The following is a 25,793-nucleotide window of genomic DNA, read 5'->3' on the forward strand; positions in this document are numbered from 1 at the left end:
TTCGCTTCCCTACTTTATATCCTGGAAGAAATACCTAATTAAATCGACGTCGAAACTCACTCGGCGTCATCATTTTTAGCTCTTTAAACTGGCGATTAAAATTAGATATATTTTTAAATCCCGTTTTTTCTGCCACTAATGCGATAGGAAAGTTAGTACTCGCTAACAGCTCACATGCTTTACCAATACGGTATTGCTTTAGATGATCAGAAAAACTCATTCCATAATGCTTCTCAAACATTCGATAAGCCGAGCTCTCACTCATATGAAGTCGCTTACATAAATCAGAGATCTTAATTGCATCACCATAATACGTTTCTATATAACGAGTTGCTCGCTCAATTCGATGGTTTAATTCAGAATCATCCGAAAGCGGCTTAATTCGATAAGGCGTGGTTGATAGTTTTTTAGCTTTCGTATCATCAGCAAGACTGACTAATATCTCAATCACTTTTATCGCCTGAAAATGACGATCTAACGTATTGGCGTGTTTTAATAATTCTGACATCTTATGTGCGGTTTCTGGGCTAAACGATAGGCCATAAGCAGAATTATCTAATAACCGCTTTAAGTTTCTCGCTTCAGGGATCAGTGCCATTAAACGCTCAACCCAATGGTGAGCAAACCAAATAATTAAGGTGTGATGCTTCGACTTCTCTAATTTTACGCTTCGCCCCGCCACCATATGAGGTAAACCCGGCCCATAAAGAAGCAGAGAATTATGATGGATATCGCCAATCGCATCTCCTGCAAAATAACTGCCTTGAAATGCCTCATCAGGATCTAAGTACAACACCAATTCATATTCAGAATGATAATGCCAAGAACACGCAAATTCATTGTCTTCTACGCGACAATGAAACTCTCTTACTATCCAATCAAAACTAGGTACATTTTGCACGTGTTCTTTAAATGGTTTCATTCTTGGCCTTAACGGTTAATACCACTCTAAATATGTCACTCTCAGGCTAATAGTGTAAGCGTCACCTGTCAAAGAAAGATATCAAAATGACTGAATAGTATTAGAGGTAGCTCGAATAACATCACTCACCTTCCCTATCATTGAGTAGACTACGCCTAAATAAAACGGTTCAACCACATTCTCTTTCGTACACTGGAGCTTCACTATGCCGCAAAACAAGAAGACATTTTTGTTTATTTTTATCGCCTTTATTACCGGGCTTTGTAGTGCGTTTTTTTACCCACTATCAAGCTTGTTTATTGTAGAGGAGTTGGGCGCATCACCAATGATGTTAAGCCTATATATGACGCTCGCTGTCAGCAGCTCTGTGATCGTATCTCAGTTTATTGCCAAACGCTCAGACACGCATTGGAACCGTAAAACCATTCTGATTGTCTCGTTAGCAAGTTACTTAATTTTGGTCGCCAGTTTTACCGTTATTCGTGATTATTGGTTAGCAATTACCATGGCCGTGGTCTTTGGTAGCGTCAGTGGCGCTTCTTTTGGTCAACTGTTTGCTCTAGGTCGAGAATATGGTGATAGACACGTCGCTAACAGCACCAGTTTTTTAGCCAAGATGCGTGCAGGCCTTGCCATTGCATGGGTATTTGGTCCACCAGCGGCGTTCATGCTTAAAGCACAATTTGGCTTTAGTGCAGCGTTTGCAGTCTCTGCCATTACGGTCTCTATCGCAATACTCATCATCGCTAAGTTTATTCCTGATAACGTGGTGACAAAAGAAGAACGAACAGCGGCTGTTGTTGAGCATAAATCGTTAGGCCGAATGGTGGTTCTCTATTGCTTCATTATTGTGTGTGCGTTTTCTGCCAACAATTTATACATTACCAGTATGCCTCTGTATCTTTCACAAGAGCTGCAAGTGGATGTCAGTTGGTTAGGCTTAATGTTTGGTATGGCGGCAGCTTGCGAGATCCCTGTGATGCTTGGGGCTGGTAAAATGGCTGATAAACTAGGCACAACTAGAGTAATGACGCTTGGCGTGATATCTGGTGCTATGTTCTTTCTTGTTATGCTATCAACCACCAGTTTTACAGGCATGCTGATTGCCCAAATACTTAATGGATTCTTCATTGGTGTGTGCGCCACGCTTGGCATGGTCGCATTGCAAGACATGATGAAAGACCGATTAGGCACGGCCTCTACTCTATTCTCAAATATGTTGAACATCAGTGTCTTGGTATCAAGCGTAATGGTGGGTGTTGTGGGTGAGTTATACAACTACTACAGCGCACTGTATTTATGCTTTGTTGGTGCTGTTATAGCAGCTGTGTTGTTGATTGTGTTTGAAATATTAGAGAAGAAGCAGAAGGTAGTGATTGAAGGCCAATGCGCGGTGATAAACTCATAGCAACATTAGATAGCAGTGTCGGTTATGGTTACGAACTAACGGTTATACCAATGCAACTAATTAGATGATCTATTTTTATTGCAATGAAATGCGGCATCATTACGTTAATTTATTATCGTAATGATGCCGTATTTATTCCTATAGTAACAAGGTTGAGTTATACTTCGAACACATTAAAAAGTTAGGAGGTTCAAATGACAGCCGTTGATCGTGTTTATCAAAAGATAAAGCGTTCCAGACGCTATGTTTTTGAGCGCAAAGACTTTGATGGTTTTGCTAGCTACGACCAAATTGGTCGAGTACTTAGGCAGTTGGTCAAGCAAGGTGAATTAATAAAGCTTGGTTATGGTTTGTATACTAAAGCAAGAATTAACAGCCTAACAGGCAACCCTATGCCCACTAACCCTGGGGGAAGCGACGCCCTGATGCGCGAGATATTAAAGATGAAAGGGGTCGATTTCGAAATGGATAACCTATCTTTACAAAGTCTATCAGGTGAAAGCACCCAAATCCCATCATCCATTCAATACTCATGGAATCCCAAGCAATTTAATCGCAAATTGGTTGTGGGTAACCGAGTATTAAACTCGCCGAGTTAATACTGAACGCAAGGACGATACAACTCTTGTACGCCATATCTACGACGTTCACTGCATAACACAATCAGAAATTCCCGATAATGTCGTGCTTGCAGAACTATTTAAAATGGTGTTGAAAGAAGATATTGAACGTTTTGGCAACCAACATGCAGAGTTTGTCGCCAATCCAAAACAAGAGTTACAACTAGGTCTTAACGAGCTAGAGAAAAATCCAATTTTTCGCCAACGTTTTAAAGACTTTGTCACGCCAATGGTGTTTAACACCAAACCTCATGATTTTGATACTTGCTTTGCCTCATTTAAACGCATCGCCGAGTCATTAATTAAAACCATTTAAAGAAGCCTATGGAAAAAACCGTATTCTTAACTGACTGGTACTCAACCACCTGTTTTACAGGCATGCCAATCACTAAAACATGTTAAATATCAGCATGTTGGCATCAAGTGTTATGGATGAGTTATACAACTACTACAGCGCACTGTATTTGTGCTTTGCTGGTGCTGTTATAGCTGCCGTGTTGCTGATTGTGTTTGAGATATTAGAGAAGAAGCAGAAGGTAGTGATTGAAGGCCAATGCGCGGTGGCTGGAGAGGTTTAGGGTTAATACTATTTAAAGCACAGGGGTAATAGCTGATTTGCTATTGCCTCATTGTTTGTTACGCTTCTAAATACATTAAAGATAATCAACTCAACGTAAGAGGATAATGCGGTAGAGAAAAAGTTTCTGTTTGTGTTGTTTAACTAAATCACCTTTCATTCCCTGTGTGTTTTCGTTATCATCTTTCCAACTATATAACTTACTTTTATCATTGTTTTTCAAGCAATGAATCACTTACCATTGAGTCAATCGTGGATAATAAATCAAACATAGTGCTAGGAACTTTACTGCCTGGAGCAGAGTTGCTGGAAGATAATTCGAAAAACCCAGTTTGGAAAGCCCCGGTAAAAACGACAGACTTAAAAACAGAGTTTGTATTTTTAAAATTATTGGAACCGCGGAGACTGTTTGCAGAAGCAATATGTGCAATTATCGGTCGTCAAATTGGGTTACCAATTCCAGAGCCTATCTTAGTTAAGATTCCAGCTCATTTAATGATAGATCTTGTCGGCGAAGAGAGCATAGATAGCAGTATATGCATCGGTTTTGGTTCTAAAGATGCTGACTATCCAAGTTTGAACCGTGTACTAAACGTCGAGGACAACGAGTTGATTTGGGACAAGCTTAGAGCTCATACTAAATCACTAGAGGCCGCAATATTTGATGAATGGATAGCCAATTCAGATCGCCACTGGGGTAATTTGCTATATGATGGTGGGGATGAATTTATTTTCATTGATCACGATTTAGCTTTACCTGAACAAGTAAAATCAAATCAACCTATCGATAAAAATTTGTTGTTTAACTTTATCTCTGAAGAAGTTGATGAACTATCAAAAGTGAGGATAGTTAAAAAAGTTCGAGAAGAATTGTGTGGTAACTATTCGAAAGTTGATATACAAAAGTGTGTGGAAATTTGTTATGGACCATCTTTACTTGGGCGAGACGTTATAGACTCAATAGTAGATTTTTTAATTGAAAGAATTAGCTTCCTTAATGACATAATTGTAAATAAGCTAAATCCAGAACAAGGCGAGTTATTCCAATGTGCGATCTAGATATGTTTCCTGAATTTCCATCATTCGAAGCGAATTGGATACCTATTTATTTTGAACCAATCCTTTTATCTGGAGAAAGAATTACAATTGCTATTGTGATTATCGATCCTAGTGGTGATTTTAAGATATTCCCAACATTAAGAGAGGAGGTATTGGACTCACTATATGGCATTAAGTCTAAAAATCTATCCAATATAATAAAGCACTGTGAAGAGTCTATAAAAAAACACTTGAAAAATAATAAACCATTCGAATTATGGCAGCCTCCTTTTAAAGGGGTGTTTCAAGGAAAAACCACTCCAGCAGCAGACGATAGCGTATTTAAAGTTGCTCAACAAGCAATTCAAAGATGTTCAAGCCTGAGTAGCCTTAGTATGGCAGCTGAAAGAGATTATGACGATGAGCTGAAGCAAAGCCATAAAATATCTCTGCGCTGGCAAGAGACTGTTATTAAAAATGTACTTACTAAAATGCCTAGCTTTGAAGATTACTTTAAAGTAAAGATCGCAATCGACCGGTCCAAAACAAAAACACAATTTGGCTTTTTATCAGATCGAACTGCGATTAACTTTGGAGTTTTATCAGGATTTGGGCATTCATCTTCTTTAAATACAATAAAAGCTAGAATTTTAGATCTAGAACACTTGATGAATAGTAATAGCCTAGTATTACCAGAAAAATATGCCATTCTAATTAAGATGCCTAAACAAGATGATATTTCAATTTCCGATAATATCAAAGATAAGTTAAGTGATACAATATATACGATTCAAGATATAGGACAGAAATCGAATGTGACCATTTGTACTGTTGAAACATCTGAAATGGCCGCAAATAAAATAATTGAGATAGCAGCATAACATGAAAGCATATGGTATTTTTGCGGGTGGTGGAGTTAAGGGAGCCGCTTTAGCTGGTGCTTTGGAAGCAGCACAGCGAGAAAATGTTGATTTTTTAGGCTATGGAGGAGCATCTGCTGGAGCAATCATAGCATACCTTGCTGCAATTGGTTACGGTGGAAGAGAAATCTATATAAAGATGATACGTAGTCCTTTTAAAGATATGCTATTTGAAGATAAAGGTGAAAAACTGTTTTTACTAAAAAAATCTGCAAATAGTTTCTCAAGCTTTCCAGTCTCATTCAAAAGTATGTTCAAAGGTACGAATAGAAATAATTTTGTAGATAAAGCAAAAAATATAGTTTTAACTTGCCCACCATTTATTAAGTCCATTGCACCACTAGTTAATGTTGTTCGAAGCAAAGAACTAGGGATTTATGATACTAACCATTTAAGAACAACTCTAGTCGAGTGGACTAAAAAACAAATCCCTAGCTTATTAAGCGTCCATGATGACCGCTTAACTTTTGCACAGCTATATAAAGAAACCAACTTAGAACTGAAAATAATTTGTTCTGATTTATCCTCAAAAAGAGCGGTCGTATACTCTTTTCAAACAACACCAAATGAAGACGTATTTGATGCTGTGTGCAGTTCTGCTTCTTACCCATTTTTGTTTAACCCTCAAATCAATAATGAAAAGGTTCTAATTGATGGAGGATTATCTTCAAATGTCCCCATGTTTATGTTCAAAGATGAGCAAAAAAGTGCAAATATACCTATTTATGCATTTGATTTACATAAAGAGGCTATTCTTCCAGAAGGAGAATTAGGGAGATTCAGTTACCTTAGTCGACTTATTGACACTGCGCTTGAGGCTAGTGATAACGTTATGTTTGATATGCTGAATGCCAAGCGAGTAAAAGTCAATGTTCCTCAAGATATAGATACACTAGATGTTAATGTATCAAAATTGGATGTAATGCGTTTGTATTATGCAGGCTTGACTGATGGACTAGAGTTTTTTTCTAATGACCAGACAGTTAAACTGCTAAAAGCATCTTTAGATGATATAACCAAAGAAGCATTAGCTAATTATGGTTCTGCCGAAATGTTTAAAGTCGTATTGAATGCAATTCAAGAAGAGTCAACTTTCGAGGAAGAGTTGGTCCGAGTTTGGCTTTATGTACCAACATCGAGAAATTCTCTTGTGAGTATATCGGGATCCGCTAATGCTTCTGGCAAGCAGTATGAATGGTCTCTGGACTCAAATGATGATGTGATTGATGCGCGAGAAGCATGGATGAAGAAGGCAGAAATAGTCTCTTCTGATAATGCAGAAACAAAAACAAGAATTTCATTCCCAATTTTTAGGGAAGAAGATACACTTAGATTCCATCAATCCAATACAACAGAGAGCCATTGTATTGGAGTCTTAGTTCTTGATACAAATGTTGCACCTGAAGAGTGTATGTGGTTATACTTGCATAAAACTAGGGTTGTATTAGAAGAAACATTTCGGACGGAAATGTTGCAACCATGGTTAATTCTGTTAGGTCGAGTTCTAAGTAATGCTCGTTTTTAAAGGAGGTGGTTATGGAAAATAAAACAACAAAAATTTTATCTGTTCGCCGCTCTTCTCTGATGAAAAAGAGTTCACCAGAAGAGTATTTTGATAGTAAATCACAAACTGCTAGTGACCTTAAAGAGAAAATTAAACAGGCTAGATTGGCTATGAAACAGTCAGTTGATGAAGAGTCTGAACTAGCAAAAGCATTCTCTATATAAAAGACTCCATACTAAAACCTCAATACTCTTGAGAGTATTGAGGTTTTCTGTATTTACTCTATTCAGATTTTTTAAGCCTTTCTCCGCACTTAATGAATCGTAAAGGCTCTTCGCAAGTAAATTCCAACACACAGCTTAAAGCTATGTAGACCTACTTCAAATCATAACCGAAAGCCCTGTATATCATTGCTGACATATCTGTATTTATTTCATAGGCAGCCCCACAATATTTCTCTGAATCTACAACATCACCTAAAGTGTACCAATATAAACAAATGATCTAGCTTGCTTACGCTAACATATTCGTATCGCCAATAAGCACATCCCCCTCTCCACCAAACTAAAAATGCCAGTCAACTTAACTGACTGGCATTTCATTACCCACAATAGGGAGGTTTTATCATTACATGTTATTTGCTTGGCATTGGTAGAATTTCAAACATGCCATCAAACTTATCTAGTGAGCCTGACAGTTGCCCTAGCAGCGATGCATCGCCTTTCACACCCGCTTGACCAGATTTGAATAATGCCTCTAGTGTTGTCTCACCAAGAACGACTTTTGTGAAATCTGCTTTGTTGATAATTAATTCAAAATCCACTTTTGGTAACTTATCGACTTCAATGTTAGCCATATTCGCATTAGACACTTCACCGTAGTAACGCTCTCCAAGATCTGGGTGATAAACACCGAAGTTGAAGTCAAGACCTGCGGCTTCCGCTTTTGGTGTGTTCAAACTCACCGCAATAAAATCTAGGAACATGCCCGTTGGAGTGTTAGCGATTACGTCAGATGAAGCAAGTTTGATTGACTCTTGGATCTCACCAGTACGTAGTTCAACCGCTCCTTGCAAATAGCTGTTACGCCACGCCATGGTTTCAGACTGGTAACCTTGCTGTTCAAAGCTGTCTGCAAGTGCGAAACGATAATCAATGTTGTTCGGGTTACATTGCACTAGATCGTTAAACAGTTGAGAGGCTTCTTGGTATTCGCCAGCATTAAAGTGAGTCATGCCCGCTTTATATAGTACGTCTGCACCAGCTGCATTCACATACACACAAGATTGATCTTTGGTTTGCAATGGATTGGTGTTCACAGGGTTCATATCATGGTAACCAAGGTACAGGTTTACCACTGCACGAGCATTGTGGCTGTATGAACCATGGTAACCATTGGTGTGCCAAGTATCGATTTGAGATTGTGGAACGATCTCCTCAATTTGACGGCCAACATCGTGAATAGTCACCCCGTGATTGGCTAAACGCATAGACTGGTTATGAATGAAACCATAGTTATCACGCTGTAGTGTCATATACTCAGAAATTTCGTTTACGTCAGTACTAGCATCATTCCATACTGGTGCTGAGTGTGCCGCGTGAATATTGTCTACTAGCCCATTATCAACAAAACGCATTTTTAACTCCGTGAGATATTTAGTCCACACCAATGAATCACGAACTTTTGCACCACGGAAAGTATAAATGTTGTGCATACCGTCGTAAGTAAGCTCAGCGGTATTCAATGAGCGATACTCTGGTACATACAGCACAATCTCAGCAGGCGCTTCAGCCCCCGGCATGTTGATTGCGTGGAAATCGAGCCCATCAATGTTGATGACTTTTTCGCGCTCTTGGATCTCAATCGTCGGTGTAACTAGCGTCACTTCACCACGTGATGTACCAAGGCCAAGTGCGTTATCTACAATGCCTTTGGTGTTGGTATCAAGGGTTGTGCCGTATTGGTAGTTTGCACGGCGGCCCATTGCGGTGCCTGCGATGACATTCTCATCAGCCAGCTCTTTAATAAAGTCTTTTGGTGCGTAGATTTCAGCATCTTTTGCAAAATCACCTGATTCATAAACACCACGTGAACCACCAAAATGGTCGGCGTGCATGTGTGAGTAGATCATGCCCGTAATTTTGTGCTCACCATTAATCGCTGGTAGGTGCTGTTTTGCGAATTCCCACGAAGCGGCTGCGGCTTGACGAGACAGAAGCGGATCGTGAATCACATAGCCATTATCGGTGCGGTAGATCGTCATGTTTGATAAATCAGCGCCACGAATTTGGTATACCCCATCCGTCACTTCGTACAGACCGCCTGCCGCGTAATTTAGCATTCCTTGACGCCAAATTGATGGGTTTACTGAAGGTGGTAAGTCTTCCACAGACATATCCGCCATGTATTCAAAACGGTTTTTAAGCTCGCCTGCTTCATGCGTACCAAACTCAGCAATAAGACCATGAGTAGTGCGTTTAAACGCAGACGTGTCTTCCCAAGGAAGCGTTTTTGCCACTGCGGTATTGGCATTTTCGGTGAACTTAGATGCCGCTTTTCCCTCGTACGTATCAATAGATGCATAATCATTAGCTGCTGCGCCAAATGAAACCATAACAGAGAGTGAAAGAACTGAAAGAGTAAAACGAGTTTTCATAAGTAGCCTCTTTGGGAATTCGTATTGGTATGGTGCTAATTTAGCGTATTGACACATAGCAATACATGCATGAAACTGTATTTAACACATCACAAAATGTTATGTTTGAGGAAAGGATGGTTTCGAATATAGATCTAAACTTATTAAAAGTGTTTGTGGTGGTTTATCGCCACCAATCGATTACCTTAGCCGCAGAAGAGATGGGATTAACTCAACCGGGAGTAAGCGGTTTACTTAAGCGTTTGCAACAGCAGGTGGGAAGTCAGCTTTTTATTCGATCAGGCCGAGGGATTATTCCAACGCAGCATGCCCAAGAATTAATTCGTCATGTTGAGCCTGCATTAGCTCAAATCAACAACGCATTAGAAGGGTTGGAAGGCTTTTCTACCCAGTATCCACGCAAGTTCGTTATATATACCTCAGAGCCTGTAATGTTAATGCTGCTACCTAAATTAGAAGCCGACAGTAGCTTGGGTAATGTCACTATTGAATTACAGCCAACACACTCTAATGAAGAAGCACTGATCCAAGCGCTCAATCAACATCAAGCCGATCTTGCTATCGAAGTATCTAACTATTCAACACACTCGTTTTTTACCGAACCACTATTTGAAGATAAGATTCGCCTGATTGCACGAAAAGGACACCCTAGAATAAAAGGTAATGTTACTCGTGAGCAGTTTTATGCTGAGAAACACATTACTTGGAAATTACGCCGTGAAGATACCTACATGGCAAATTATTTTACCGAGGAACGACTAAGTGAACGACAAGTAGCCGCAGAATGTACCTCTCTAGTGTCGCTTATGTCGATGGCCGCGGCGAGTGATTGCATTGCAATGGTGACCGAGAGTATCGCAACCGCATTTGCCGATAAGCTGGATATACAGGTATTAGATTGCCCATTTACGTCCAAGCCAGTTCACTATCGCTTACTCACCCATAATCGAGAGCGACAAAGCCCAGCAAATATGTGGTTACGAGAAAAAATAAAGTCCTATTTTTGTTAAGCTCACTCTACCATCAGCTAAAGTGAGCTAATCTGAAACGAATGATCTAGCTTGCTTGCGCTAATACATTAGTATCAGCCAATAAGCGCTTTCCCGCCTCATCAAACAAATGCAAGTGCTGCTTTGCAACGTTAAGCGTCAGAGATTCTTGAGTGGCAAAGTCTAACTCTGGCGTTAATGCGGTAAATGTTTTGCCACCGACCAAACCATGCACTAATTGGTTCGGGCCTAACGGTTCAACCGCTTGCACACTTAATGGAAAACTTAACCCTGTATTTACTGGCTCTAATAAGGCGTGTTCAGGTCTAATTCCAAGCTGTATTGTCTGAGCAGGTAAATGTGCGTATTCAGCCAGAAACACACTTTGCTGATCAAACTTAATCACCCCATTCACAATCTCGGCTTGATGAAAGTTCATCGCAGGGCTGCCAATAAAACTCGCCACAAACGTACTTGCTGGTTGATGGTAAACCTCTGATGGTGTGCCAATTTGCTCAATCTCGCCTTGGTTTAGCACGATAATGCGATCCGCCAAGGTCATCGCCTCCACTTGATCATGAGTCACATACACACTGGTTACACCTAGCTCACGTTGCAGCTTTTTAATTTCTAAACGCATGTGGGCGCGCAGTGAAGCATCTAGATTAGATAATGGCTCATCAAACAAGAACAACTGTGGATCACGCACAATTGCACGTCCCATAGCAACACGTTGACGCTGCCCACCCGATAACTTTGCAGGCTTTCTGTCGAGATAATCTGCGATCTTGAGGGTTTCTGCCACTTTTTCAATTTTTTCAGCAATGGTTTGTTTATCGACACCACGGTTTTTTAGCCCATAAGACAAGTTGTCATACACCGTCATGTGTGGGTATAACGCATAATTTTGAAACACCATCGCAATATCACGACTGGCTGGTTTTTCAGTATCAATACGGCGATGATTTAGCTCAATTTCTCCACCAGTAATCGACTCTAATCCTGCGATAGAGCGCAAGATAGATGACTTACCACAGCCCGATGGGCCAACCAATACAATGAACTCGCCCTGCTTAATATCAACAGAAACGCCCTTTACTGCTTGGTGGCCATTATCGTAGGTTTTTACTAAATTTTTAAGTGCTAACATCGTTCTATCTCTTCACAAATTGGGTATTGGCAATGCGGTTTCATCACCGCATCTGCACGGTTATTTCTCGGTTTCAACAAGGCCTTTCACAAACCAACGCTGAAAAATAATAACCACTAAAATCGGTGGCAACATAGCGAAGATAACCAGAGCAAAGGCTTGGTCGTAACGCGGTTGACTGCTTTGGCTTATGTCACTCAATAACTGTTTCTCGCCCATGACGATGGTGTTGTAACTCTCATCGGTGGTCATCATGATTGGCCATAAATATTGGTTCCAACCCACCACAAACATGATGATGAAAATCGCAGCGATCATGGTTTTAGATAACGGCAATAAAATATCGATAAAAAAGCGAATTGGTCCCGCGTTATCAAGTTGCGCTGCTTCTAGTAATTCATTTGGGATAGTTCTAAAAAATTGACGAAAGAAAAACGTCGCTGTCGCTGAAGCTATTAGCGGTAAAATGAGTCCCGAAAAACTGTTTAACATCCCTAAATTCGCAACCACTTCATAAGAAGGAATGATACGAACTTCTAATGGCAACAATAGCGTGACAAATATCAGCCAAAACCACAGCGAAGCAAAAGGCATACGAAAATAGACCAAGGCATAAGCGGCCATCATCGAAATAATGATCTTGCCAATGGCAAAGCCAAGTCCCATCACCATTGAGTTAATGATCATTGATTTTGCATTCACATCCGTACTAAAACCGACGCTCTTGTCCCAGACCTCACCGTAAACTTCAAGAAAATTACCGCCCGGCCACCACTGCAATCCATCACTAATAATGGTGTTTGGGTTGTGGGTAGAGCTAGCGAAAATTAGCCAAATAGGGATGATCATAAAAAGCGCCCCTGCTATTAGGATCACATGATCGAACCATTGATTTTGTTTCATAATAAAATTCTCATCATTGCTGTGTACCAATACATCTCTTTGAATTAATAGTGCACACGCTTTTCAATAAACTTAAATTGCACCCAAGTCAGCATTAAGACTAAAACCAGTAACACCACCGATTGCGCCGCACTGCCTCCAATGTCTGTCCCAATGAAGCCATCACGATAAATCTTATAAACCAATGAGGTCGTTCCCCCACCCGGACCGCCTGACGTTAAGGTATCGATAACGCCGAAGGTTTCAAAAAAGGCATAGGTTAAGTTGATGACTAATAAGAAAAAGCCTGTAGGAGCAAGCAGTGGAAAAGTGATAGTCCAGAAGCGACGGCGATCACTCTCGCAATCCAACATTGCCGCCTCGTTCACCGCATAGGAAATAGACTGTAGCCCTGCAAGAAAGTAGATAAAGTTAACCGAGACTTGCTTCCACACCGAGACTAAAACCAAGGTTAGCGTCGCATCAAAAGGACTGGTGTATAAACTAAAATCCCAACCAAGACTGGCAAAAATATCGGTAAAAACACCAATATGAGGATTAAAAATAAAGCCGCCCATAATACCGGCCACCGCAGGAGCAACCGCATACACCCAAGTGAGCGTGATTTTATAAGCACTCTTACCATGCAAAATATTATTGGCTTTCACCGCCAGTAAAAGTGCGATGGCTAATGATAAAAATGACACAACAATGGCAAAGCCAACCGTAAAAAAGATCGATCTTAAATACTCTGCCGAGCTAAAGATAATGCTGTAATTCTCTAAACCGACAAAGGTTGATGACAACCCCCAAGGGTCTTCTAGCATAAAGGAGAGATAAACCGCTTCTGCTGCGGGATAGAAAAAGAACACTGCAATAATGGCAATTTGGGGCACTAAAAGCGCATAAGGCAACGCCGAGTGGGTAAATTGTTGTCGTTGTTCCACTGTTATAACCTACTACATTAAAAAGAAAAAAATCACTGTGGCTAACCTAACTCAACCACAGTGAATCCTTGTTATTGCACCGAGCGTGCGAAACGGTTTAACATTACTTTGCTTTCTTTATCGATATTGGCGAGTGCTTTTTCTACCGTAATTCGGTCTGCAAATACGTTATCAAACTCTCTATGCATTACCTCTTGGATTTGTGAGTAAAAACCTAAACGGTAACCACGCGTCCACTCGCCACCCGGTAAGCTCAACTGTTTTACGCCCACTTCTGCATCGGGTTGTTCTTGGTAGTAGCCTGATTGTTTTGTCATGTCGTAAGCCGCTTTGGTAACCGTCACATAACCGGTCGATTTATGCCAAAACATTTGTGTCTCAGGACTTGTTAAGAAATTAAAGAAAGCAGCAACGGCTTGCTGTTCTTCTTTTGGCTTACCATCAATCGCAAATAACGCAGCGCCACCAATAAAGGTACGGCCTGCCTCTTTATTGACTGATTTCCAATATGGTAGATAGGTTGTACCTAACTCAAAATCAACACGGTTACGTAACCCACCAAACGAGCCTGATGAGCCTAACCACATTGCTACTTTTTGTTGCTCAAACGGTTGTTGGTTTGCATCCCAATCTGAGCCGTAATACTTGTAGTACCCTTTGTCTGACCACTCTTTTAGCTTGTTAAAGTGCATTGCCATATCTGGCGTATTAATCATGATGTTGGTCGCTGGCGCATCAAAACCATTGTTTTTATTAGCAACGGGAAGGTTATGGCGAGACTTGAAGTTTTCGAACATGATCCAAGGCGTTAAAGATTGTGAGAAAGTAGCGTAGCCTTGCGCTTTTAATTTTTGTGCGACTTGTTCTAGCTCTTCGTAGGTTTTAGGCGCTTCTACCCCTACTTTTGCAAGAATGTCTTTGTTGTAATAAAGCACAGGCGTTGAGCTGTTGAATGGCATGCCAACCATTTTTCCATTGCTGTCTGCGTAGAAGTTACGAACCCCTGCAATGTAGTCTTTGTTATTAAATGAATAGCCAGATTGAACCAGAATATCTTCGACAGGTTTTGCAACCCCAGGTGCATTGATAATGGTTGCGGCACCCACATCGGCCACTTGTAAAATGTTCGGCGCTTGGTCGGCACGATAAGCGGCAATGCCTGCGGTAAGTGTCTCTACGTATGAGCCTTTAAACACTGGGGTAATTTTGTATTCATCTTGTGACGCATTAAAATCACGAGCAATAGTATTGACTGTTTCGCCTAGCTGACCACTCATTGCATGCCACCAAGTAATGTTGGTTTCAGCCATGGCTGTCGTTGAAAGTAATGACGCTAGAACACCTGTTATCAATTGCTTTTTCATCTTATTCCCTAATGATTTAGTATGAGTAACCGTTTATGTGATGCTCATAGTAGGGATTGAAGATGACAGTTATGCTTCAGTTTTATTGTGTTCTTGTGATGATTTTTGGGGGGGAGGATATTAAAAGTTCTGACTCAACAACGTTGTCATTAAAAGTACATATTTTCTTATCCATAATTCTAATTTAACTCAGGTAAATAGAAAACAGGTTGTGTCTATAAGCCTTATTAATGAAGTAAAGGTCTCAATTTTAAACTAAAGAACACATTAAACCATTTAATCTATAGCATTAATCATAGAAAATAATTCCTCATGATATTCCCTAAACTGAAGAGTCTATACCCTAATGACAAGCACAATAGAAAGAATAGATTACCTGCTCAAAGATGATTCAATGCCGTCTATGATTTTACTCGATGGTAGTTGGGGTAGTGGTAAAACACACTTTATCAAAAACAAATTAGAACCCCATTTTAAAAAGAAGAGTATAAAGGTTGTATTCTTTTCTTTATATGGTGTCTCAGATCTGAATGATTTTAGATGCAAACTATCATCTGCTTATTTAGCCAATAACCCAGACGTAAGTAAACTTGCTGATTCAGTTAATGGTATAGCTGTATCTCTTGGAAAGATATTTGGTGAAAATACTTCAGGTAGTGTAGGGGCCGCCCTTAGTGGCATGGCGGGTATGGCTCAGCACGCATTTTTAGCGAATATGAAAGACTTCACGTTAATCCTTGATGATCTTGAAAGACTTAGTAGCAAAAATCTTATAAAACAAATATTAGGAGAGAGTATTGAATTAGCTGATAACAATAAGATCTCAGTAATTATTGCAGCTAACACATCTCAGATTAACGATAAGAACGATTTAGAAAAAGCATTCATAGATACTGTTACCTATCGTACTACGGCTGAGAAAATGGTTGATATTGCATTGGAACATACGCAATTTAATAACATCAGGAGTCACAAAGCTCTCATCCTGAACGAAGTTAAAAGACTGAACTTCACTAATTTACGTATTCTTAAACGTGCAATTTACAGGCTAAATAGAGTATTTGGCGACATAGACAACAACTCAGATCTCGATATGGATACATCTGTAAAAATTGTTACATCAATTGTCTTATCTATCTGTTATGCACACTATGAAGCGAAATTGAGTACTAAAACTATTAAGGATAATCTACCTCATTCAACCCGATTACATACATATGTTAAGGAACATAAAAGCGAAACAGAACCAGAAGAAAATACAAAAGCAGCTAGACGAATATTCAACCTTCAACATTCATTAAATGATGAAGTAGTAGATTTTTGTATTGGGGATACACTTGAAATTGATGCTATCGAAGCATTCTGTTTACCGAAGAAGAGTGACCCCTTATCTGCATTGATAAGTTATAACTATCTGCATATGAACGAACCTGAATTCATCGAAGCAACTGAGAAATTACAGTCATTCATTAAATCGTATGAGAAAGAAAATTATGCTATGTGGATTAGAGCTTGCGACGTTGCATTATACCTTTCAAAGTTCCAATTTATTGATTGGCCACGAAACGAGATCTTAAACGTTAGTCGAGATGTAATTTTAAAGAAAACCTTTGCACCTATATCAACAGGGGGGCTTCGTCTAAGGTTTAGTGACGATGAATTACAAAAAATCCATGAGGACAACTTTGAGAGGGTTCAAATAGCATCACAAAAGGAAAAAGTAGATGCTTTTACATCACGAATGAAAAAGTCATGGTTATCAGTAGAGGATGAGGCCAAACAGCAATTCAATAACTTGGAGTTTTTACAGTTCATATCAGGTGAATTTTTCAAAGATTGTATTCTCCGATGGGACATTCATAATATTAATGCTTTCGAACAATATATATATGAACGAATTAACAGTATCGACTCATCTTACTGGCTTAATTTAAACGAAATAGTTGGGACATTGGAAGAATATATAGAGAACGAACAAGAAAAGCTAAAAAGAGGGATTTTGTCTGTACTATGCGGAACCCTTAAAAATGCATGTAATAAAGTTCACTCTTAGCCAAACTCTGTCAACAGGTTAGAGCGGAAAGTAATGAACCATTGTATTTAGCTCATGACAGATACCCTTTTAATTGTGACACTTTTCTGGATAAAGGTGTCACAATTATGGCGTATTTATCCTTTAGTGACAATAAGAGTGTCACAGTAAAGTATCGGCATCTTTGGATTAACGCCCTAAAAGCTCACCTACTTATCTTTGAGTCTGTAGAAAATTAGTTTCGGGGCAATAACCTATTAAGATAGTATTTTCCTCAAAAATACGCATAATCTTGCTATACAACACTCAAAGAGAAATTACCTATGACTAATTTTCAATACTACTTTCACGAACTGCCTTGTTTTAACTGTAAAAAAACCAAAGTGAATACTGACCTTGGTTGGTTAACAGCAACAATGAAAGACGATGTTCAAGCGCAATTAGCTGCAATTATCGAACAAGGTAACGTTGAAGCTGATCTTTCAGTAAACGTGACTTGTACTAAAGCAGAAGCTCGTGATTACTTATTGCTAAATTTCTACGGTTACTCTGAAGAAGAGCTAGAAGGTCAAATTGAAGCTGACGATGAGAAAGAAGTTGCAGATGAAATCGCTGAGTTACTAAAAGATGGTAACGAGGTAGCGGTATTTGAGCACGAAATCGCTCTACAAAGCTGTATGGATTGTGACGTTGAATAAACGTTAATAAAGATCAACATACAAATTCTAGGCATTAGCAGAGTTAAATTTGCTAATGCCTTTTTTGTTTTGTCATTTTTAATTAAATCCAAACAACGATAATTTAAAACTACAGCATTAACTTAAAGCTTTTTAACTTTGACACAAAACTTGGAAGCCTCTGTTTTTGCAAACAAGCTAGAAATTCATTACACATCCATATTCAGTTCTTGATCTAATGCTGACAATTCCGCAAGTGAGGCAAGCCTACGTTCTTCTAGACGATCCTTATATTCCATAATATCGGCAAACGCGACTTTTCTACGATTACCTGTACGACTAAACGGAATTTCTTGCGAATCAAGAAGCTTAATAAATGTAGGGCGAGACATATTTAACATATCAGCCCCTTCTTGCGTGGTAAGTTCTGCATGAATAGGTGTAATGCTAACAGAGTTACCTTGCCCTAATTGAGTTAGTACCTCTATCATCATATTTAATACGCTCGCAGGTATTGTGACTTCATGAGATTTACCTAATTTATCAACAACGTTGATCCTTTGAGCTTCCCCATTGGTTTCAATGACGGCTGATAACTCCTGACTACCAAGCTTAGCCAATGCTATTTCTTCTGCACTTGGCAACTTTATCGCTGCATTCATGTTTATTCTCTCTTATATTCATGTGTACAAATTGTACAATTGTTACAGTATCCGAAATATTCGAAATATTCGAAATATTCGAAAGAAAGTCAATATTCGAAATATTCGAAACAACACAAGTAAATGTGAAAATATGTTATTATCCCCTCAAACTGTAAGGACAATAATCATGAAGCTTATCCCCCTACTGAAACAGCCTAGAATCCACTGACTTATTTTAAATTAATGCCAACCCCATTATTTTTATATAAGTTTAAAGGTTTATTATGCAAGAAAAGCACTGGTCAAAGTTTCAGTTACTTCATGAAGTCGTAACCAACAAAAACATTCACATTAAAGGTACCCATAGCTATTACAGTGATTGCTGGGATAACGGTTTTGAAGACTCTGTTGTTCGGTATTTACACGGAGATAAAATCAGCCGTCAATGGGAGCCAAGATGGGAGATCGATAAGCTTCATATTGGTGATTACGTCTGTATCGCCGCTGAAGTTATTATCTTAATGGGCGGAAACCATAAGCAATCGGAAAACTCACTGACAATAAAAATATTAATACCAATGTCACTAATTAGGTGATCTATTTATTACGCAGGAATAATGATCAGATAATTAATGGAATTGGTATAACTTTCAAGATCACAGTATTGTTGAGTTAAGGGATGTACTCATCACGATCTTGTGCATAAAACGCTATCGAAATTATCCACTTCTCTATTGCACTATATTGCTCTTTAGAGATAAAACTTTCTCGATATATATTTAAAATACGATCCTTATGCTTTAGTACGTCATCCATCAGCTTAGTGGTCATCTTTTTGCTTAGATTCATGGCGTTACCAAACTGAATAAAATCATAACCAGTGTAGTGCGAGTGCTTCTCAAAGCCATTGCTTTGCACCTCTCCCCCTTCCTCTAGTTTAAGCAGCGGTAATGCCATTCGGTCACTGATGTATTCTTTATATGGCGCAACGGATACATAATCATAAATAGGGGCTAAACTATCTTCTGCAACTTCAGGCCGAAGTATTCCAAAGTTTCTAAGGTGTAAATCGTTATTACCCAATAGATAAGCAACAAATACTCGGCGAAAAAAATCTTTTTTAAGTTGTAACGTATTATCTAAGTTTTCAGAAAGGAAATCCCAGATCCGCTCATAACTCACATAGTTCTCGCCATCATCTTTGATTTTTCCGTACTTTTCCGCAATATTCATTGCCGCATCTAATTGCTCTTGATGGATCGGCTCTTTGTTTTCATTGCGATCAAAACGTTTAATGATAAATGCTTTCTCTTCATTACCTTGCTCATCTTTTTTAAATCGAACAAGCCCAAACTCCGGTATATCAAAGCCTAAATTTTTCATCACGAGCATAGTGGCGTGCTCATTTTCCGCTAAATGAGGAAACTCTTCTGGTGATGGCTTAAGGATGTACTGCGCTTCGTTTTCTACGACTTCAAATTGTTGTTCATTGATAACAAGGGATAGCTTGGGTTGATACCCTGAAATACTCATCCCTTTTTGTTTTTTAGGTTGCTCCGTAATAAATCCACTACGTGTAAAAGGTAGGCGCATTATTGTTGTTGGATCAGCCGTTAAGTATTTAACTCCTGCTTTGGTATATTCATCTTGAAACTGGTTCTTATCCGTTAAAGGAGTCAGGCTGATTAAACATTTATCTTCTGGATACATTATTCTTCAAACCTCTCTAAACGAACTGCCCCAATTAAGTTATTTCCATTTTGGATTAACATGCCTAACGTATCGTTTTCATCTATTTTTTGAATTTCTGAATACCGTTTTTTTAACCAACCTTCGGGGGCTAGGCTTGCAAAAAATGGATGTAAGCGCTCTTCTGTAAAGCTTTTCTCTTTTAGGGGAAAACTTAAAGACAGTGGTTTTCCTCGATAACTCTCGCTATAAGTAAAAGTAAAGCAATTGTCTTTTTGAGTTAATATCCCTGCGAGTTGCTTATACAGGTAGACATTTACTTTTCTATCCATAACTTCACTCCTAATTCATTACAAATGCTAAGAACATTAGATAACTTGGCATTATGAGGATCTTTTAAGATCCGCTGTATCGTTGAAAAAGAAATATCTGTTTGCAGTTCAAGATCTTCAATTGAAATACCCAATTGCTTTCTTTTCTCTAGAAGTATTTTGTCTAGCTCTGCATGTTGATGATCAAGACAGAGTTTACTGCTTGGGTTTGTTTTTAATTCAGTGATCTCATCGATAAGCCCCTGCATTTCATTATATAGCAATGTTAGCTTTACTTGAGCTTCATTAGTATCCATAACAACCCCTTCTTATCAAAAATGAATATATGAATAGAAAAACTGATAAATTTATTCATATTTGGCTAAAACATAGCAATGGTACTATCTATCACGCCATATATGAATAAAAAAATAGTTTTTATCATAAAAAATTCATATTTGACCAGTATAAATAGCCCCGTTTAGTTAAGTGAACTATTTTTCTTAGGAATAGAGACTAATTGCTTGCCAAATACGTTAATGAGCGCTGCTGTGCCTACCGCTCCACGAGCAAGAAGTAAGGGCTTATTGTTTCCCCATATCGAAATGCCTTTTCGCTTCACATCGGCATAGCTAATGATCAAAGAAACTAATGCCCTTGCTGCCACAATTTCAAATACTGGAATGCCGTAATTGCTCACGTATTTTACGCATGCTGACATGAGCGCAAATCCAAGCGCAGACAAAAACATAAATCTAACCCCTGTCGGGATCAGTGAAAAAGAAAAGGTAGACATAAGAACAACTATCAAATTTAGAAGGTAATGAATGATAGCCTAGTTTACTCGCAGCACCCAAAGCTCTTATATTAATCACATCGACATTCAGACTGTATTCCAAATATCTGCTCTTCCCACAATGGATTATTACACTTTGTTATTAAAATAATAAGTAATCATAATTTCATGTAACTCTCTTTTTTGTATATCTTACTCCCATACAAAATAACAACCGTTAGTTAGGCAAGGGGAAGTACCATGACAAATGCACTATTTCAACCAATGCAACTGGGTAACCTTACGCTTAAAAACCGTATTGTTATGCCACCAATGACTCGCTCTCGTGCTACCCAACCAGGTAACTTGGCAAACGACATGATGGCGCAATATTACGCACAACGCGCAAGTGCGGGGCTTATCATTGCTGAGGGTACTCAAATTTCAGAGATGGGCCAAGGTTATGCATGGACTCCGGGTATCTACTCTCAAGAACAAATAGCAGGTTGGAAAAAAGTCACTGACGCTGTGCACGCAAAAGGTGGTGCTATTTTTGCTCAACTTTGGCACGTTGGCCGTGTTACTCACCCTGATAATATTAGTGGGCAACAGCCTATTTCATCGTCTGCACTAAAAGCAGAAAACGTAAAAGTGTTTATTGATAATGGCACTGACGCACCGGGCTTTGTAGATGTAGTTGAGCCTCGTGAAATGACAAAACAAGACATTACTGATGTTGTTGCAGAGTATCGTCAAGCGGCACTAAATGCAGTAGAAGCCGGTTTTGATGGTATTGAGCTTCATGCTGCAAATGGCTATTTAATTAACCAATTTATTGATTCTGAAGCCAATAATCGTACCGATGAATATGGTGGCTCTATCGAAAATCGTCTGCGCTTTTTAGGCGAAGTGGTTGAGGCAATGACTGATGCTATTGGTCATGATCGCGTTGGCGTTCGTCTTGCTCCGTTTACTTCATTAAATGGTACGGTTGATAAGACCCCAATTGAAACCTACACCGCTGCCGCTGTGTTGTTAGATAAACTCAATGTGGTTTATATGCATATTGCTGAAGTAGACTGGGATGATGCTCCTGAGACACCTGCAGAATTTAAAGAAGCGATTCGTGATGCGTTTAAAGGCACTATTATTTATGCCGGTCGTTACAATACCGAGAAAGCCGAGCACGCATTAACCAGCGGTTTAGCAAATATGGTCAGCTTTGGGCGTCCATTTATTTCTAACCCTGATTTACCGACTCGTATTAAACACGGTTACCCTCTAGCGCAACATGACCCAAATACGTTATTTGGCGGTGCAGAGCAAGGCTTAACAGATTACCCTGAGTATCAAGCGTAACTGCCTTAATATTGAAACACCAAAAATAAATGATATAACCCTGCTTATTTAAGTGGGGTTATTTTTTATATCACGTAATATTGCCTTTCTTCTTTTTATATTCAGAGTATACGTCTATGCGTGGAATCCTTTATCTGGTTATCGCTACCATTCTTGCCGCTATTGGCTGGGGTGCATCAAAAATGGTCGTCATGACGATTCCCGGTGATATTTTTATTGGCACACGATTTCTGTTCGCAAGTTTGGTGCTTCTTCCTTTTTGTTATAAACAACTTCGCAACTTAACCATCAAACAAGGCGTTGCGCTTACTGGCGTTGGTTTAGTGCTATCGCTTGCTCTGCAAGTCTGGGTGTATGCTGTTGCTATCACTTCGTCATTAGCAGAGGGCGCATTTATTATGAGTTTAGCCATGCTAATTGCCCCTCTGATTGCCTGGGTTTTATTTCGTCAAAAACCCAATAAAGCCTTTTGGTTAGCCTTGCCTATTTCTATTTTTGGTATGATGTTATTAACCCTAGGAAATGGTTGGAAAATGGAACCAAGCCAACTTGGGTTTATGCTCTCTTCTCTTTTATTGTCATTACACTTTGTATTAAACAAGCGTGTTATTAGTTCTATCACACCGTTATTATCTATTTGTGTTCAAATGTTTGTTGTGGGAATTAGCGGCTGTTTATATGCATCATTCAATTCACATGCGCCATTTGAACTCACAGAGCATGCTATTTTTTGGTTTTTAATCTCAACCATTGTGGCAACGGCCATTCGTTATCTCGCCCAAACCCTTGGGCAATTTTCGGTAGAGATAGAAACCGCCTCTCTGATTATGATCTTAGAGCCTATCTGGACATTACTGATCAGTGTTACCTTACTGAATGAAGTGTTAGAAACACAAAAAATGTTCGGTGGTGGTGCCATTATTTTATCTCTGTTGCTTTATATCAAACTGTCACGAAGGCTCAGGTAGGTGATTCATTGATAATTTATCGATGAATTGACCAGCAGCGATATTCGGTGGTACTGCCACAAGCGTGCATCATTAAAGAACCAAACCCTGAAGATAAACGCAGTCACAGTACTAATAATAATGAGTGCAGTTGAAATAATAATATATCGTACCCTTTAATAAGTCCGTTAATAATATCAATTAATCCATATTCTTGTTATCTACGTAATACTCTCTAAATACACCTTTTAGCGTCAAAAAATGGTGTGTTTATCAATTTTTTGTCGCATTTATTTTGTGATTTCGATCTCAAATATATAATTATCCCATTCTATATCAATTTAGTTTCTTTGTTCATAAAAAGCAGGTATGCTCCGCGCGCTAAAAATCGAACTAACCAATACGGTTTTTAAGTAGTTATATTTAATTTGGAATAAACATAAATCATGATAAAAAAAATTGTTGCTCTATTCTTTGTTATTATTAGCATTTTGCTTGCTTTTACTTTAGTTATTTCTAAACCATTTTTGGATGACTTTAAAAAAGATAATATGGATCACGCCAATGTATTAGCGTTGAATGTGATCACAGCCAGTTACAATACCATCACAGAAGGATTAATTAATAGTTTAAAATCATTATCTTACTCTGTATACACCAACCCAAACAAAAGGTTTGATGAAGAACACATTCTGAGTGATTTAAAAAATATTGTTGCCACCAATTCTGCTTATAAAGACATCATCATCACAACTCTTGATGGTCGTGCATTTGCTGCATCAAGTAATGGATGGAACAAAGGATTCAACGCACGCACAGATCAAAGAGAATGGTTTACTGCTATCATTGATGGCAAAAAAAGTGCTCATATTGCTCAACCTTATAAATCCAATACGGGTGAATATGACTTCACCGTTAGCGCACCTATTTTATTGAATGGCGAAGTTGTTGGTGTTTTAGCTATTGTTGCAAACCTAAATGTATTAATGCCAAAAAATGGGGTTGAATTTGCTATTACCACGCAAGATGGTTATGTGGTTGCTATTGATGAAAGCTCACAAGATTGGTTAGGTAAAAACCTATTTGAAGTAAGGCCAACCTACAAAGACGTAACAACTGAGCCAACGTTACTGGTTTCTCCAGCAGGCAGTACTTACAGCTTATTTAAAACGCAGCTGAACCACGGTTTAGTCGGATACATTTTTACCAACCAAGGTAAAACCGTTGATAACGCCGACATGATCCGTAATGCCTTAATTATCGTATTGATTGCACTTGGGACCGTTTTAACTGCTGCTCAATTTATTGTGGTTCGTCGTGAATTGTCACAAATTGATACGGTTGTGAATAGCATTAAACAGATGGCAGATGGTAACTTCCAAGCAATCAACATTCCAAAAACGGGCAATGAAATTGATTTAATTTCAGCGTCATTACACCAATTACAACAGCGTATTTGGAACGTTATGACCTCTACAACAGACATTATGGCCCAATTGTCTGCACACCAACAAAGTATTACATCAAGCACAGCAAATAATATTAAGTGCTCTGAATCTGAGCTTAATCATATTGATTTAGTTTCTATTGAGATCAATGACATGGCTACAACAGCTAATGAAATTGCAACCAATGCTCAGTCAGCAGAAGAGAATACAAGTGCGACATTAATGCTTTCATCAAGCAGCTTAGCAACGCTACAGCAATCATCAACGATTGTGGATCAAGTAACGGGCTCGGTACAAGAATCGGCATCTATCTTTGGTGAGTTGAAAACATTATCTGACAACATCAGCTCGGTTGTAGATGTAATTGGTAATATTTCAGATCAAACCAACTTACTGGCATTAAATGCGGCAATTGAAGCAGCACGAGCTGGCGAACAAGGACGCGGCTTCTCTGTGGTTGCAGATGAAGTTCGAGCACTTGCGGTAAAAACTCAAGATTCCACAGCAGATATCCAACGCATTATTGTGACGCTTCAAGCGGGTGTAACAAAAGCAACGAATGCGATGGGTACCAACTTACAGTTGACCGATAAATTATCGGTGATTTCACAAGATATTGAACAAGCGTTCACGGATATCTCTGCAAAAGTCTCTTTACTTTCTGATATCAATTCCTTTGTTGCAACGTCATCAGAGGCACAGTTTGTGGTGAACCAAAGAGTGACTCAAAATATTGACGAAATAAAGAAAATGGTAAGTGATAATGTATCTGGTGTGCAAAATACCATTGATGCTAACCGTGAAATGGCTTTATTAGTTAATAACTTAAATGAAGAAATCCGTTTCTTTAAAATATAAATAAAACAAATAGAGTAAATAACATATACCGCTCCGATGGTTATTCGAGAGCGGTATTTTATCCCTCAGGCAACTT

The 25,793-nt window shown here is 38.9% G+C and carries 22 protein-coding genes and 4 pseudogenes; 15 read left to right on the forward strand and 11 right to left on the reverse strand.

Annotated elements, in window-relative coordinates; all coding sequences use genetic code 11:
• Positions 1 to 34: 34 nt before the first annotated feature.
• Complete coding sequence (locus PVK70_RS06365) at positions 35 to 922, reverse strand: helix-turn-helix transcriptional regulator (RefSeq protein ID WP_130046788.1); 888 nt, start codon at positions 920 to 922, stop codon at positions 35 to 37.
• A 205-nt stretch (positions 923 to 1,127) separates the two neighbouring features.
• Here PVK70_RS06365 and PVK70_RS06370 point away from each other — a divergent pair, with 205 nt between their 5' ends.
• From PVK70_RS06370 to PVK70_RS06405, 8 genes and pseudogenes are all read left to right on the forward strand, one after another.
• A complete protein-coding gene (locus PVK70_RS06370) occupies positions 1,128 to 2,330 on the forward strand; it encodes a sugar efflux transporter (protein ID WP_130046789.1) in 1,203 nt (400 codons plus the stop codon).
• 194 nt (positions 2,331 to 2,524) lie between these two features.
• Complete coding sequence (locus PVK70_RS06375) at positions 2,525 to 2,929, forward strand: DUF6088 family protein (protein WP_130046790.1); 405 nt, start codon at positions 2,525 to 2,527, stop codon at positions 2,927 to 2,929.
• Positions 2,928 to 3,266, forward strand: a pseudogene (locus PVK70_RS06380) (nucleotidyl transferase AbiEii/AbiGii toxin family protein); the annotation flags it as partial. The gene PVK70_RS06375 and the pseudogene PVK70_RS06380, both read left to right, overlap by 2 nt.
• Positions 3,267 to 3,342: 76 nt before the next feature.
• Positions 3,343 to 3,528: pseudogene (locus PVK70_RS06385) on the forward strand (sugar efflux transporter); the annotation flags it as partial.
• A gap of 251 nt (positions 3,529 to 3,779) precedes the next feature.
• Complete coding sequence (locus tag PVK70_RS06390; RefSeq protein ID WP_130046791.1) at positions 3,780 to 4,586, forward strand: HipA family kinase; 807 nt, start codon at positions 3,780 to 3,782, stop codon at positions 4,584 to 4,586.
• Positions 4,574 to 5,446: a hypothetical protein gene (locus PVK70_RS06395; RefSeq protein WP_130066347.1), complete on the forward strand. Its 873-nt coding sequence runs from the start codon at positions 4,574 to 4,576 to the stop codon at positions 5,444 to 5,446. Before PVK70_RS06390 ends, PVK70_RS06395 begins: the two co-directional genes overlap by 13 nt.
• A 1-nt stretch (position 5,447) precedes the next feature.
• On the forward strand, positions 5,448 to 7,010 hold the full coding sequence (locus PVK70_RS06400; protein WP_130046793.1) for a patatin-like phospholipase family protein: 1,563 nt from the start codon (positions 5,448 to 5,450) through the stop codon (positions 7,008 to 7,010).
• An 11-nt stretch (positions 7,011 to 7,021) separates the two neighbouring features.
• Positions 7,022 to 7,213, forward strand: coding sequence for a hypothetical protein (locus PVK70_RS06405; RefSeq protein ID WP_130046794.1), 192 nt, complete (start codon positions 7,022 to 7,024; stop codon positions 7,211 to 7,213).
• A gap of 410 nt (positions 7,214 to 7,623) precedes the next feature.
• On the opposite strand, the gene PVK70_RS06410 is transcribed toward PVK70_RS06405, so the two are convergent.
• Entirely contained in the window at positions 7,624 to 9,645 is a 2,022-nt protein-coding gene (locus tag PVK70_RS06410; RefSeq protein ID WP_130046795.1) for an alkyl/aryl-sulfatase, read from the reverse strand.
• Between the two features lie 116 nt (positions 9,646 to 9,761).
• On the opposite strand from PVK70_RS06410, the gene PVK70_RS06415 reads away from it, so the two are divergent.
• Entirely contained in the window at positions 9,762 to 10,655 is an 894-nt protein-coding gene (locus tag PVK70_RS06415) for a LysR family transcriptional regulator (protein ID WP_130046796.1), read from the forward strand.
• Between the two features lie 46 nt (positions 10,656 to 10,701).
• Here PVK70_RS06415 and ugpC read toward each other — a convergent pair whose 3' ends face one another.
• From ugpC to PVK70_RS06435, 4 genes are all read right to left on the reverse strand, one after another.
• Entirely contained in the window at positions 10,702 to 11,784 is a 1,083-nt protein-coding gene (gene ugpC / locus PVK70_RS06420; RefSeq protein WP_130046797.1) for a sn-glycerol-3-phosphate ABC transporter ATP-binding protein UgpC, read from the reverse strand.
• Positions 11,785 to 11,844: 60 nt separating this feature from the next.
• Positions 11,845 to 12,687 (reverse strand): sn-glycerol-3-phosphate ABC transporter permease UgpE, encoded by an 843-nt coding sequence (gene ugpE / locus PVK70_RS06425; protein ID WP_130046798.1) that lies wholly within the window; start codon positions 12,685 to 12,687, stop codon positions 11,845 to 11,847.
• A gap of 44 nt (positions 12,688 to 12,731) precedes the next feature.
• The gene (locus tag PVK70_RS06430) at positions 12,732 to 13,613 is read right to left on the reverse strand and encodes an ABC transporter permease subunit (RefSeq protein ID WP_130046799.1); all 882 of its coding nucleotides are present in this window, start codon (positions 13,611 to 13,613) and stop codon (positions 12,732 to 12,734) included.
• A 71-nt stretch (positions 13,614 to 13,684) separates the two neighbouring features.
• Entirely contained in the window at positions 13,685 to 14,977 is a 1,293-nt protein-coding gene (locus PVK70_RS06435) for an extracellular solute-binding protein (protein ID WP_130046800.1), read from the reverse strand.
• A gap of 346 nt (positions 14,978 to 15,323) precedes the next feature.
• Between PVK70_RS06435 and PVK70_RS06440 the strand changes: the two genes are divergently transcribed.
• Positions 15,324 to 17,030 (forward strand): P-loop NTPase fold protein, encoded by a 1,707-nt coding sequence (locus PVK70_RS06440; protein WP_130046801.1) that lies wholly within the window; start codon positions 15,324 to 15,326, stop codon positions 17,028 to 17,030.
• A 302-nt stretch (positions 17,031 to 17,332) separates the two neighbouring features.
• Complete coding sequence (locus tag PVK70_RS06445) at positions 17,333 to 17,707, forward strand: hypothetical protein (protein WP_072055419.1); 375 nt, start codon at positions 17,333 to 17,335, stop codon at positions 17,705 to 17,707.
• Positions 17,708 to 17,895: 188 nt separating this feature from the next.
• Here PVK70_RS06445 and PVK70_RS06450 read toward each other — a convergent pair whose 3' ends face one another.
• Positions 17,896 to 18,348 (reverse strand): helix-turn-helix domain-containing protein, encoded by a 453-nt coding sequence (locus PVK70_RS06450; RefSeq protein WP_130046802.1) that lies wholly within the window; start codon positions 18,346 to 18,348, stop codon positions 17,896 to 17,898.
• Between the two features lie 266 nt (positions 18,349 to 18,614).
• On the opposite strand from PVK70_RS06450, the pseudogene PVK70_RS06455 reads away from it, so the two are divergent.
• A pseudogene (locus PVK70_RS06455) lies at positions 18,615 to 18,866 on the forward strand (CatB-related O-acetyltransferase); the annotation flags it as partial.
• A 136-nt stretch (positions 18,867 to 19,002) separates the two neighbouring features.
• Here the strand turns inward: PVK70_RS06455 and PVK70_RS06460 are convergent.
• The 4 genes and pseudogenes from PVK70_RS06460 to PVK70_RS06475 all read right to left on the reverse strand — a co-directional run.
• Entirely contained in the window at positions 19,003 to 20,040 is a 1,038-nt protein-coding gene (locus PVK70_RS06460) for a type II toxin-antitoxin system HipA family toxin (protein WP_130046803.1), read from the reverse strand.
• On the reverse strand, positions 20,040 to 20,351 hold the full coding sequence (locus PVK70_RS06465) for a HipA N-terminal domain-containing protein (protein ID WP_130046804.1): 312 nt from the start codon (positions 20,349 to 20,351) through the stop codon (positions 20,040 to 20,042). Before PVK70_RS06465 ends, PVK70_RS06460 begins: the two co-directional genes overlap by 1 nt.
• Positions 20,336 to 20,647 (reverse strand): helix-turn-helix domain-containing protein, encoded by a 312-nt coding sequence (locus tag PVK70_RS06470; RefSeq protein WP_130046805.1) that lies wholly within the window; start codon positions 20,645 to 20,647, stop codon positions 20,336 to 20,338. The genes PVK70_RS06465 and PVK70_RS06470 overlap by 16 nt, the downstream gene beginning before the upstream one ends.
• 212 nt (positions 20,648 to 20,859) lie before the next feature.
• Positions 20,860 to 21,126 (reverse strand): annotated as a pseudogene (locus tag PVK70_RS06475) (EamA/RhaT family transporter); the annotation flags it as partial.
• Between the two features lie 240 nt (positions 21,127 to 21,366).
• Here PVK70_RS06475 and PVK70_RS06480 point away from each other — a divergent pair.
• From PVK70_RS06480 to PVK70_RS06490, 3 genes are all read left to right on the forward strand, one after another.
• Entirely contained in the window at positions 21,367 to 22,464 is a 1,098-nt protein-coding gene (locus tag PVK70_RS06480; protein WP_130046806.1) for an alkene reductase, read from the forward strand.
• Between the two features lie 116 nt (positions 22,465 to 22,580).
• Complete coding sequence (locus tag PVK70_RS06485) at positions 22,581 to 23,432, forward strand: DMT family transporter (RefSeq protein WP_130046807.1); 852 nt, start codon at positions 22,581 to 22,583, stop codon at positions 23,430 to 23,432.
• A 425-nt stretch (positions 23,433 to 23,857) separates the two neighbouring features.
• Positions 23,858 to 25,717, forward strand: coding sequence for a methyl-accepting chemotaxis protein (locus tag PVK70_RS06490; RefSeq protein WP_130066348.1), 1,860 nt, complete (start codon positions 23,858 to 23,860; stop codon positions 25,715 to 25,717).
• The last annotated feature ends 76 nt before the right edge of the window (positions 25,718 to 25,793 follow it).

Origin of the sequence: Aliivibrio sp. A6 (assembly GCF_028765505.1) — a bacterium.
GTDB classification, from domain to species: domain Bacteria; phylum Pseudomonadota; class Gammaproteobacteria; order Enterobacterales; family Vibrionaceae; genus Aliivibrio; species Aliivibrio finisterrensis_A.